Below are 13,275 nucleotides of genomic sequence, written 5' to 3'. Positions count from 1 at the left end.
GCTTGAAGTTACCTACTTAATAATATCGTCTAAGGACAGTCACTTTTATAAAGGCAATTATTCAGTATTTGTCAGTTTAATTCGGCAGCAAGATATGTTTGCTCTTTTGGTAAGCCGCTAGTCCATCTTCTCCTAGCTCGCGACCAATCCCACTTTGTTTAAAGCCACCCCAACCCGCCTGCGGTAACACGATTTGTTGCTCATTAATCCAGATATGACCGGCTCTCACCCGAGAGGCTACGGCTAGAGCTTGAGCTTCATCAGCACTCACTACCGTAGCTGCTAGCGCATAGTTGCTCTCATTGGCCAATTGAATAGCTTGCGCATCATCGGCAAAGGTCGCTGTGACCAATACGGGGCCAAAGATTTCTTCTTGCCATAAACGACTATTAGTTGGGACATCGGTATAAATAGTCGGCGCTGCAAAATAACCTTCTTTAAAACTGTGAAGCTCTGAGCTAATGCCACCGGTAAGACAGTTCAACTGCTCTTCAGCCGCAATAGCAAAGTATTTATGGACTTGACGTAATTGCTCTGCACTGACTAGCGGGCCCATTTGGGTCTCGCCAGCAAATCCTTCCCCAATAACCAGCTGTTCGGTCATGGCTTTAAGAGCTTGATATAAAGGTTGCGCAATAGCTTGATGCACCAACAAGCGCGACGTCGCTGAGCAAATCTGCCCGGCGTTAGCAAAAATGCCGCCGATAATGAGTTCGCAAGCAGCATTAATATCGGCATCCTCACGCACGATAATCGCCGACTTACCGCCCAACTCCAGACTGATATCTTTCGCACTCGTTGCAGCCTGCGCCATAACCTTTTCGCCGACCGCATTACTGCCGGTAAAAGACACCTTATCAATCAATGGATGGCTGGTCATTGCCGCACCCACTTCAGCCGCGCCCGGTAAAATATTGACCACGCCTTTGGGCAGATTGATAGCGCTAAGAATATTGCCTAGCATTAGCTCTGGGATTAGCGTGACCTCAGACGGCTTTAATAGAACGGTACAGCCTGCGGCTAATGCCGGGGCTAGCTTCCACGCCGTCGTCACCATAGGAAAATTCCACGGAACGATTAAGGCACAGACCCCGACAGGCTCTAAGTATTTATACAAACGAATACCCGGCTCATCGGTTGCCACTACAGTTTGGGTAGGTTGTGCGGCGGTCAGCTCGGCGTAATAGCGATAGCAGGCAATAGCATCGCCAACATCAATCTCCGCCTCGGCAATAGGCTTGCCATTATTAAAGACAGACAGCTCTACCAACTTCGCAAACTGCGCTTCCATACTATCCGCGATAGCGTTGAGATAACCGGCTCGCTCTGCCCCTGTGGTTTGTGACCATGCAGCGAACGCTTTATTAGCAGCAATAGCGGCTTGATCGACTTGAGCAGCGGTACAAAGTTGCGTTTGAGCAATAACTTCGCCCTTGCTAGGATCATATAAGTTATGCGCATTATTTGCGGCGCTCTCATTGTTATTGGTTTCGCCGGCAAGAGTGAGCCATTCGCCATCAATAAAGGCGGCATTTAAGCGCACTTCTTCTTGCATGACTTGTTGGATGCGCTCACGCGTTAGCAACTTAGTATGGTTTGATAATATAGCAGACATAAATCCCCTTCTTACGGCTAAAATGTTGGGTTAGTAAGACTTTATATAGATACGTATTAACAGCATCAGTAATTAGCAAACCGTATTTATCACAGTTTTTATTACACTATTTAGTGCCCTATTGATAACCACTACCCTCATACACCCTCTTGACTCAAAAGCTATTTTGAATCAAGCGGACCGTAATTAAGGTGTTGTTTGGCTGTTAAGGTGTGACTGTGAATATGACTAATACGGTTGATATGGACTTTATTTATAATTGCTTTAATAAAGTAGGTGCGCTACCGAAGTAATGATGACTAAGCTAATCAGGGTACGCAAAATAAAGATAATGAACAGCTCTAGAATATTTAGTTTGATATTCGACTTTAATAGCAGTGCACCCACTTCAGACATATAGACAATCTGAGTGATGGAAGCCGCGCCAACGATAAAGCGGGTCATCTCACTCTCGATACCTTTACCTACCAACGCCGGTAGATACATATCCGCAAAACCCATCAGCATGGCCGGTGCCGCCGCCGCTGCTTCTGGAATCTGTAGCAACTCAAGCACGGGTACTAGCGGGGCTGATAGCCAGTTAAATACCGAGGTATATTCGGATAAGCCTAGACCGATGGTACCAATAGCGATGACTACAGGGATTAGACCGAAGTAAATATCGAATAAATTGACGAAACTGTTTTTGAAAACTTTACTTAAACTCGGCATAGAATAAGCGCGAGTCACAGCGCGGTTTAGGGCCCATTGATGCGTGCTATATTCGCTAGGAATACGCTCATTAAGCATGCTCTTACCCGAATGATAAGTCTCTGGCTTTAACGATAAAGGCGGGATACGCGGCATAATAATCGCAGCGACAAACCCGGTTAACGCAATCGTTAGGTAGAAAAATACAAAGTTATTATCAACCCCAATCGTCTTGGCAACCACATAAGTAAAGGCTATCGAAGTGACCGAAAACGTCGTGGCAATAACGGAAGCTTCGCGCAAGTTGTAGAAACTTTTATCGTACTGTTGCATGGTGACAAGCAAACCGATAGACGCTGCGCCAAACCAAGAAGACATCGCATCAACCGCCGAACGACCTGGCAGTTTAAACAGTTTGACGAACACTTTGCGCACGAGCGTGCCCATATATTCCATCAGACCGAAATCAGTTAGGAACGGTAGGGTCAAAATAGCAAAGAAAAATAATGGAATAAGAATAGGGATAAGGTCTTGGTAGATGACCCCGCCGGTATTGCGGTTGATAATAAACTCAGGGCCTACCTGTAAGTAAATCATCCAGATAAATACGGCACCTAACAGCCTGATGATGAGCCACGGCCATTCGACATCAAACATACTTTTTAGGCCGGGCTTAGTGCTTAGATCGGGCTTTAATAATTTGACCGCTAATGCCCCTAAAAAGGAGACAGTGACCATAGCGAGCGACACATAAAAGACGGTCTCGCCTAAAGCGGCTTGTAGGGTATCGGTCAATACACCCAGTAAAATAGTGACTTTGCCATCCCATTGAAAAGGAATGATAAATAAAGCCACACCTAGGGCAGAAAATAAAATAAATTTCCATAATGACGAGCGCCATTGTGCCCCTTCAGGAGCTTGTATCTCTCCTTCTTCCGCATCCAACAAGGGCTCTTGCGACTTGTCTAGATAATTGCTCATTGGTATCCTCCATGAAACGCTATTAGCGCCAATTTTTCAATTTAGCGGTCTGACCTATCCCTGGATTGAGCGAATTGGTCGGATCCAACTGCTGATAAAACTCTTTTAGTGCGGGCTTTGCTGGGTAAACATGTCCCACATTGTGCTCAGCGGGGTACTCCACCTTACGCTGCTCGTAAAAGGCCAGTAACTCATCCTTGACCTGACCTTCATCTGCCGTAGGTGCTAGCAAATAATCTTGGTGCATGACATGACAAAAGAAATGCCCCAAATAAAACGTCTTTTTAACCTGCTGTTGTAAAGCTGGGGGCAATTGCTCGTCCCAATCTACGGCGTTACGAGGTAAAGCAATATCGGTAGAAATCAATGCGCCATACTCTGCTGAATGCAAATTGTGATAGCGAAACATAGCTGCAGTACCCGCACTGCGAAACACTAGTAATTGCTCCGACTCCCCCCCTGTACAATGATGTAGCTGGCAAGGATACTGTTGAGCATGCGCCTGTAAATAAGTTGCGGCGGCGGCAATATTGTCATCGGCTACTTTGATGATTAAATGGTAGCGATACGCCATAGCTTGCTTAGCCAAATACTTAGGTAACGCCGCTGGCATGAGCATAGAGGCGCACTGTAATAGGCGATCGGGTAGTGAGGCGGGCAAACGCCATTTATGCAAATAATAGCCAATACGCGACTGCAAGCGATATAAAGTGCCAATGCGCTCGGCGGGCAGTTTGCGCATACTAAAACAAGTATCACGCCCGTATTGCAAAGTAATCTCGTTATACGTTTGGTGCATATACTCGGCAAGGATAGGCAGCGGTAACTCACTTTGTAGCCAGTTGCGACGTAGGGCGGTAAGCGCTTCCGCATCATTGCTCGATAAATAAAACGTTTGCTCTTGTTGCACTTTCGGAAAAGTCGCAACCCGTACGGCAAACACTATCAACCTGCCCGCGGACCCTGAAGCTTCAAACAGACCACTGACATCGTTATTAAAACGCGCCGGGGTATCCGCTGCACAATCACGCACCTTATCTTGGTATTGCGTATTAGCAGCTGCCCTATCGCCGCCAGTCTCGATCTGCTCGGGACCAAACATCCCCTGTTGCAAACGGCTTAATATCTCTTCCGGGGTATCCCCAAGGTCTATACCCAGATTATTGATCAGCTCAAAACTACCGCTAGCTGTACGTTGGGCAAATAATGCCATTTCGGTATAAGCGGGACCGCGCTGCACCAACATACCGCCCGAATTATTACAAATACCGCCAATCACCGAGGCGCCTACACAACTTGAGCCCAATACCGAGTGCGGTTCACGTTGTAAAGGGGCAAGCATGGTTTCCAACTGCTGCAAGGTCGCTGCCGGTAAGGCTATCACCTCACGCCCCTCATCGATGAGATGCACGCCTGCCAATTGCTGCATTGAGATCACTATCACGGCGCGGTCATAATCACCATAGGGCGTCGAACCCCCGGTCAGCCCGGTATTCGCCGCTTGCGCAATGATAATTACGTCGGCTTGCGCACATAGGGTCAGCACTTGCCATAAGGCCAATAAGGCCTTGGGAATCACTACGGCGATAACGTTGGACGGTACTGCACTACTCACGATGCCATTGATATAAGCCTGTTGCTGGCTGGGTGTCGTTAGTACTTGCGCTGTGCCAACCACTTTTTGCAACTCATTAAGCAAATTAGATGAGGTATTAGAATGATTCATTAGCTATTACCTCCCCTGTATTTGCTTAGCTAAAATACTGAAACGATTGCCCCATCTCTTCTAAAAAGTCATCGGCTTCATCCACTTCATAGATGACAGGTTGGCGGCCATTTACATCCTCCGCTAATGCCGACAATAACTGCTGCTCTGAAGTAATACGACGATAGCCTGCGCCAAATCCTGCGGACAGCGCTTCAAAGTTTGGCGTTTTAATATTGACGCCAATCTCAGGTAAGCCACGCTCTTGCATATAACGGCGGATCTCCCCGTAGCCTTGGTTATTCCACAACAATATGATTAACGGTAACTCCAGCTCAGCGGCACAAATCAGTTCCGCGATAGTAAATTGAATACCACCATCGCCCATTAAACTGATTACGGGATAGTCCGTTGCAACTTTTGCGCCAATAGCTGCGGGTAGACCGTAGCCTAATGTGCCAAATCCGGTCGAAGAGTTAAACCATTTGCGCGTTGTTAGGGCTTCAAAGCCATGGTTGCCACAGTAAACCGGCTGGGTAGAGTCGCCTACGATAACCACATCGGCGACATTATCGCGGATGCACTTAAGGAGGGCATTGGCTCCAGCAAAGCTGGCGGGCATATCGGTGATGAGTTGTTCTTTGACTTGACTGACGCATTGGGCTGCTTGATGATCTAACGGTTGCTGGTTTGCTGCTCGCTGAGTTAGACGCTCGCATAAGCTAGAAATCGCCATTTGCGCATCGCCCAAAATAGCGACATCCGCTCTAAAGGGGCGCTGCAGTTGTGGGGTATCGCAATCGACACGGATAAGGGTGCCGTTAATTTTAAAGCCGCCATCAAAAACGATATCGTAATCAGTCTCGCCCAACTCTGTACCAATAGCTAGCACCACATCGGCATTGGCAATAAGCTGACGGCCGGCAGGTAGGGATTGATTGCTGCCCAAGCTTAATGGGTGCGCAGGCGGTAATAAGCCTTTGGCATTGATGGTCAAAAAGGTTGGCGCATCGAGTAATTCAGCCAAACGCTGGGCATCACTATCGACCGCTACGCAACCGCCACCGTAAAGGAGTACTGGGTTTTTGGCGGTCATTAAGTGGTCAATAGCGGCATCGAGTTGCGCCGGATTAGGAGAGGGCATGGCCGCTAGCGATGTTGTAGAAGAGGCGGCGTTTATGGGTGGACGCGCGACATGGCTAGCATCCGCAGTAATGACATCGATAGGCAGCTGAATATGCACCGGACCTGGGCGCGCCCCTTTAAATAACGCGAAGGCTTCGGCAATGACTTTGGGTAAAGCTTCGGGTTGCCAAACAGTTTTGCTGGATAGCGCGACTTTACTGACTAAGCCTTGTTGATCATGCAACTCGTGTAAGTGCCCTTCCCCACTGCCTGTATCCGCTACTTTATTTACGCTAGAAATCACTAACATAGGAATGGAATCAGCCGCTGCTTGTGCCATAGCGGTCAAGATATTAGTCATCCCAGGACCGGTAATGATAAAACAGACTGCTATCTTGCCTGAAGCGCGGTAATAGCCATCCGCCATAAAGCCCGCCCCTTGCTCATGGCGTGGCGTAATATGACGGATATTGGTATTGGGCAAACCGCGATAGAGCTCGACCGTATGCACTCCAGGGATACCAAACACGGTGTCTACCCCATAGTACTCTAGCCACTGGACTAGCAGCTCACCACAAGTTAGAGAAGCTTGAGCCTGGATAGGTTGGGCTGACGTCGCCATAAATCATCCTTGAAAATAGACGGCTTTTAAAGTGAGGCTAAACCGCTGCTAGTGTTTAGCTATCCGGCTTAGCACTCCATAAAACTTCAAAAACCAAAAGTAGGGAATTAATTCTAAATTATTATTTTTACACTGAGGTTATTCAATCAACGCTGTTAGGTCGACGCGTAATAAACAGACGCTAAATGAATCGACCCTAGTGAGCGGGCTTGTATTAACTAAGTATTATTCATCAGCGCTTAACCAACCAACTATTAGTAGATAGCTTTGACCTTCTCGTCATAGCGTACGCCTGGCAAGATGCACAGCATTTCAAACAGTAAGTTAGCGGCTAGTACTGAGGTATTACCAAAAGGATCATAAGGAGGCGACACTTCAACCAAGTCACAGCCGACGACGTCTAAACCACGCATACCACGAATAATTTCAATACCTTGCGTTGAGGTCAGCCCGCCAATCTCAGCAGTGCCTGTACCTGGGGCAAAAGCAGGATCAATACCATCGATATCAAAGCTTAAATAAACGGGACCAGGGCCTACCTTTTCTCTGACTTCTGCCATTAAAGGTGCGAGTGATTTATACCAACACTCTTCAGCTGGCACGACTCGGAAACCTTGTTGGGTTGACCAATCAAACTCTTCAGCACTATAACCAGTGCCACGTAAACCAATCTGTACCACGCGGTTGCCGTCTAATAAGTTTTCTTCGACGGCGCGACGGAATGGGGTGCCATGGGCGATTTGCTCACCAAACATCTCATCATTGATATCGGCATGAGCGTCGATATGCACCATACCTACTGGGCCGTGTTTTTTGGCCAAGGCACGCAAAATGGGCAGCGCAATCGTGTGATCGCCACCTAGCGTTAACGGAATAGCACCGTGACTTAGAATTTTTTCAGAATAAAATTTTTCAATGATATCGACACTTTTCAATAGGTTGAAAGTATTGATAGGCACATCGCCAATGTCTGCTACTTGCAAAGATTCAAACGGAGCGGCACGGGTGGCGACGTTATAAGGACGAATCATGCGCGACTCATCGCGAATCTGTCTAGGCCCTAATCTTGCGCCACTGCGGTTGGACGCGCCGATATCCATTGGTACGCCAACGAAGGCAGCATCTAGCCCTTGCGCATCCGCTTGGGTAGGCAAGCGCATCATTGAGGCAAAGCCGCCAAATCTTGGCATTTCATTGCCACTTAAAGGTTGATTAAATTTCATGGGTTATTTCCTTATTACCGATATCAAAATGAACAATCTTGTTGCATACATTAACCTTACCTAAATATTACTGCGCAAGCCATGCTAATATTCGGAAGTAAACTTCTGAAAATTCGTAGTAAAGGTGTCAAACCATAGATAACTACAAAGTAAAGCAGGGATGAATCGCTAGAAAATTCTAGGGTAATTTTTTAGATAACCTTATTAATAGGCGAATAGAACTAACTGATTAGATGAATATATGTATAAATAATTGGAAAAAGAGAGGATAAGAAACATGCTAAATCAATTAACTAAAATAGATATTAAAACTATAAATAGCTTTATAGCCATTGTTGAATGTCAGGGGGTTACGGCTGCCGAAGATAGACTGAACTTGTCAGCCTCCGTCATTAGTGGTCATCTCTCTCACCTAGAGGATATGTTGGGCATGGTGCTGTGTCATCGTGGTCGCGGGGGCTTTAATCTTACCGATGATGGTATCGCCGTTTATGAAGCCTGCCTTGGCTTTCAAGAGTCGGTCGCCAACTTCCAACATCAGTTGCACTATATCCGCCAGCTAGACTCGGTGCGTGGTGGCCATATTCGGCTTGGGTTATCGGATCAATTACCCGAGTTTTTTTATGAGGCGTTGCGATTATGTCTGGCAAAGAGCTATAGCGAAAATCCCCTCATTCACTTTTCTATCGATGTGCAAAGCCCTGAGGACATGCTGGAAATCCTCCTAAATAATGAGTGTGATATTGGCGTGGGTTATTTTAGTAGCTTCCCACCCTCGCTAAAGTTTCAAACAGCCTTCACCGAGCGACAAGTCGTCTGCTGTGGTAGCGAACACAAGTTATTCAATCATACCGGTGAGCTCACCTTTGAGATATTGGAGCAGGAGTATGCTTGGATTAAGCGCGGCTATTCAGTGGTGCATAATCGCAACCATATCCAGCCTAAGTCGTTAACTGCAACGACTTATCATATGGAAGCCACTGCTCGGATTATTTTGTCTGGTCACCATATTGGCTATCTGCCTTATGATTTGGCAAAACGCTATGAACAAGCGGGTCTTATGCGGATTTTATTATTGGATGAGCTGAGCTATGAGGTGCAGCACTATTGGGCTTATCGACCTAATATGAGTAAGCCTGTTGAGGTATTTTTGACTGAGATGGTGGGGCGTTTGGCTTCGGTAACCGGCTAATACGATTTTAATTGCCATAAAAAAACGCCCCCTACTTTGGGAGCGTTTTTTTGTTATACATCGTTAATATTAACTTAGATTATTGGTATTGGCTGGTAATTAAATCCTTCCACAGTAATATCGGTATCAATAAGCCATTGATAGCCAGCGCTGCCAGTGGCATCAAATACTCGATAGATATTACCTTCATAGTTTTCCGCAGTCTTGTTACCTTCTGAGTCTAGATAGACAAATTTGGTATCTTGCGATCCTGCATCAACTGCCTTAATAGTGCGCCCAGTATCAAGCTTAAAGGTGCCATTGCCTATACTGCTAACTAAGTCGCCATCACTATCGGCAAATAGATCGGTTTTAGTGAGCTTATTGTTAGTACCTGCTTGAGTGATATTATCCCCTTTATCACCATCAATGAATAGCTGGGTCTTGTTAGAAGTTTCATTAAGAGCACCATTCTTTCTAATATCAGCTTGTTCCTGAATAACGAAAGTATCAGTATTAAGTGAGTCGCCGATCATATCGATAAGCTCCATGTTGATAATATCATCGGAATACAATGTTTGCTTACTTCCTGAATCATAGCGAATAATATCGAATCCAGCACCGCCATCAATAATACCGTCGATATCATCACCCGAGTACTCTACTAAATCATCACCAGCACCCATATAGACCTTCCCAGATCGAGTTTCAGGTATTAAGAAACCAGTATTCTTCATTGAACCGATTTTGGCAATGTCATTACCACCGCCCATATAAATAAAGGTGTCATAATCAATATTACCTTTGATATGAAGGAAGTCATTACCATCATTAGGACCATCTGCTTTTACAGTTGGCGCCTTATTGCTATTACTGCCTAAGTTGGTGACCGCTTGATCCATAGTGATGATAGTATCAATTAAATTACCATTTTCAAAGATCAGCTTGTCATCACCAAGACCCATGGAAATTACTACTCCATCAGTTACGTAATTTTTTCTATTGGTACCGACGTTCCCTCTACCAATGATAGCGGTGTCATTTCCTGTACCAGTATCGAGTCTGAGACTATAGTTATCATATCTATTAGTACCAGAGCCACCATCCATCGTACCATCCAGAGTAAACACATCATTACCACTGCCTAAATTGATCCGGGTATTGATCTGCATATTACCGTTTTGAATGTTGAATGAATCGTTGCCGCTACCCGTATAGATATCAAACAAGTCTCTTGCGTCCTTACCTTGTGAGCCAACATCGCCCACTACCACTACTAGCTGATCGGTGCCTCCGGCAAGCTCTTTTGATTCATTAACCAATCCACTTGCACCAGTTACTGTCTGATGATCCCACACAAGTGCATAGTTCAATACACCATCACCATCCGAATCGATCCAAGCGTTTCCGTTTGGATTGGCCGTAGTCATAGTAATCTGAGCATCTCTTGGACGATCATCACGATCTAGCGAAGCGACTTGTTTGTCCCCCTTATTGTCATCTAAGTTAAATATATATAAACGCTGATCTCGAGCTATTGAATTACCAGCTTTATCAACAAAATCAAGCGCCACAAACTCATCGTAGACGTTAAGGAAAGGCTTACCAATTGCATCATTCCAAGTGTCGCTATCTGCCGGTATTCTGTCAGCATTTTTGAAGTCAATAGACCAAGAGCCATTAGCGCCAACTTTATCACTTCGTTCGCCAGCATCCAAAATACCATTACCTTTAAGCTTGCCAGTAACCGGATCTATCGACATGTTATCAACAAATACCGTACCTTGCTCCATATTGGTTCCTGACAGGACAGTACCCGTATAGTTGAGGTTTTGTAAAACATCAGCTTTGGTATCTAAGGTAAAGGCAGCTTGCTGCTGTGACACCACAATCGACTGGCCTGCACTATCTTTCGACTTTATCTGCATCTGGTAACGATACTCTTGGCCGTAAGTTTCCGGTAACTCCTTATCAGTCAGGCTATAAGTTAAGCCATCAGTGGTAGTTAATTTTGATGTTACATCTTCTTGAACTACCCACCCTTTGATAGGATCTTTAATATAGCGCAGGACCACAAGCTTTTCACCGGCTGCGGGGTTCAAAGTTTCATTCAAGGTAACATTAAGCGTCGGTGTGCGATCATTGGTCAAGCCTTGAGTATCACTTGTCGCACTCTCATTGACCACTACGCCTTGATACTTATAAGAAGCACCGGGCTTATCATAATTGCCACTATTTATCCCAAATGCAGAATCAGCATTATTATTTGAGCCAGGGACACTGAAATCATCCACCACTTCAAATGCTTTTATGACTGGTGGCACCCAGTTAATCGTTGCACCTGTACCATTGTTACCAGCAATATCTGTGTATTTATTATCATTTACCGTGATACTTGGTTTGGTAGTAGGGTCAGAATCATTGGTAAATTTAGCAGTCCAAGTTTTACCTCCATCATTAGTGCTCAATGCTCCAAGATTCCCGCCCACGACAGCTATATCTGCTGCCTTAAAGCCTGGAACTGGCTCTGAGAAAGTAAAAGTTATCTTAGCCTCAGCACCCGAATTCAGAATACCTTGAACGTCTGTAGTGATCACTAAGGTTGGGGCTATGGTCTCTACCGTAAAGCTTTCACCGTTAGCAGTAGCAATGTTGCCCGCAGCATCAGTAGCTGTGACTGTTGGCGTATACACGCCATCGGCCAATTCTGCTGGCGTTACTGACCATGTACCATCAGCTGCGACAGTAGTGGTTAACGTCTGGCCTCCTATCACAACTTTAATGCTATCGCCTGCGTCACCCATTCCGGTAAGGGTTGGGGTTTTGTTGTTAGTGAGGTTGTCAGTAGCTGATACGCCCGTGTCATTGGCCGCATCCGCAGGTAGCTGAACCGTTGGGGCAGTAATACTAGTGTCAACCGTAAAGGTCTCGGCAGTTCCCGCTTTACTATTACCCGCAGCATCTGTCGCTGTGACGGTTGGTGTGTACTTACCATCCGCTAATGCTGCTGGCGTTACTGACCATGTGCCATCAGCTGCTACCGTGGTGGTTAACGTCTGACCTCCAATCACGACTTTAATGCTATCGCCTGCGTCACCCGTTCCGGTGAGGGTTGGGGTTTTGTTGCTAGTAATGTTGTCACTTGCTGATACGCCAGTGTCATTGGCTGCATCCGAAGGCAATTGAGCGGTTGGTGCTGTAATGCTGGTGTCAACTGTAAAGGTCTCAGCAGTACCAGAGATGGTATTACCCGCAGCATCTTTCGCTGTGATGGTTGGTGTGTACTTACCATCCGCTAATGCTGCTGGCGTTACTGACCAAGTGCCATTGGCCGCAACAGTCGTGGTTAGGGTCTGACTGCCAATCACAACAGTAATCGTGTCACCAGCATCTCCCGTTCCGGTAAGGGTTGGGGTTTTGTTGCTAGTGATGTTATCACTCGCTGATACGCCCGTGTCATTAGCTGCATCCGCAGGCAATTGAGCGGTTGGCGCAGTAATGCTGGTGTCAATCGTAAATTCTTCACCATTAGCAGTAGCAATGTTGCCTGCAGCATCTGTCGCTGTGACGGTTGGTGTGTACTTCCCATCCTCCAATGCTGCCGGCGTTACTGACCATGTGCCATCAGTCGCTACTTTGGTGGTTAGTGTCTGACCTCCAATCACAACAGTGATGGTGTCACCTACATCCCCTGTTCCGGTAAGGGTTGGGGCTTTGTTGCTAGTGATGTTGTCACTCGCTGATATGCCAGTGTCATTTACTGAGTCTTCTGGCAGTTGAGCCGTTGGCGGTGTGGTTTGCATTACATCGCTATCAGTGGCTGTTAAGGTCTCGCCGTTGTTGTCCATGGCGGTCACCGTAGTGATGATCGTGCCATCAAGCAAGCCTGAGGTGTCGATGGCAGTCGTGGTGTAAGTGCCATCCGCTGCAACAGTCGCTATGCCTGTCACTTTGTTACCAGCGCTATCGGTTAAGGTTACGTTCACAACCGTACCCGCTTTCACATCGGTGCTGGTGCCGCTGACAATCGCATTGTTCGCTGCATTATCAATTACTGCATCAGCCGTTAAGGCGCCTTCAAGCACATCTTTGCTGTCGCTATCATTGGCGGTTAATGGCTGACCGTTGTTGTCCGTGGCCGTT

7 protein-coding genes are annotated in these 13,275 nt (G+C 46.4%); 1 reads left to right on the top strand and 6 read right to left on the bottom strand.

Translation table 11 applies throughout. The annotated features are described in order from the left end of the window. Nucleotides 1–76 precede the first annotated feature (76 nt). The 5 genes from ACZ2XM_RS15045 to speB all read right to left on the bottom strand — a co-directional run bounded on the left by ACZ2XM_RS15045 (nt 77) and on the right by speB (nt 7,961). Nucleotides 77–1,615, bottom strand: coding sequence for an aldehyde dehydrogenase family protein (locus ACZ2XM_RS15045; RefSeq protein WP_490589802.1), 1,539 nt, complete (start codon nt 1,613–1,615; stop codon nt 77–79). 264 nt (nt 1,616–1,879) lie between these two features. Then, nucleotides 1,880–3,286 (bottom strand): YjiH family protein, encoded by a 1,407-nt coding sequence (locus tag ACZ2XM_RS15040; protein ID WP_490589801.1) that lies wholly within the window; start codon nt 3,284–3,286, stop codon nt 1,880–1,882. 22 nt (nt 3,287–3,308) lie between these two features. Next, on the bottom strand, nt 3,309–5,012 hold the full coding sequence (gene dld / locus ACZ2XM_RS15035) for a D-lactate dehydrogenase (RefSeq protein ID WP_490589800.1): 1,704 nt from the start codon (nt 5,010–5,012) through the stop codon (nt 3,309–3,311). A gap of 25 nt (nt 5,013–5,037) precedes the next feature. Then, nucleotides 5,038–6,738: a 5-guanidino-2-oxopentanoate decarboxylase gene (locus ACZ2XM_RS15030; RefSeq protein ID WP_490589799.1), complete on the bottom strand. Its 1,701-nt coding sequence runs from the start codon at nt 6,736–6,738 to the stop codon at nt 5,038–5,040. Between the two features lie 254 nt (nt 6,739–6,992). After that, a complete protein-coding gene (gene speB, locus ACZ2XM_RS15025) occupies nt 6,993–7,961 on the bottom strand; it encodes an agmatinase (protein WP_490589798.1) in 969 nt (322 codons plus the stop codon). 277 nt (nt 7,962–8,238) lie between these two features. On the opposite strand from speB, the gene ACZ2XM_RS15020 reads away from it, so the two are divergent. Beyond that, nucleotides 8,239–9,153, top strand: a complete 915-nt coding sequence (locus ACZ2XM_RS15020) for a LysR family transcriptional regulator (RefSeq protein ID WP_490589797.1) — start codon at nt 8,239–8,241, stop codon at nt 9,151–9,153. Nucleotides 9,154–9,227: 74 nt separating this feature from the next. Here the strand turns inward: ACZ2XM_RS15020 and ACZ2XM_RS15015 are convergent. Beyond that, nucleotides 9,228–13,275: Ig-like domain-containing protein (locus tag ACZ2XM_RS15015; RefSeq protein ID WP_490619003.1), on the bottom strand; the 4,048-nt coding region annotated here is incomplete at its 5' end.

The organism is Psychrobacter sp. CoH-33_TS_01 (assembly GCF_058189395.1).
Note: the sequence above shows the minus strand (reverse complement) of the source record. Positions and strands in the feature narration are given on the sequence as shown.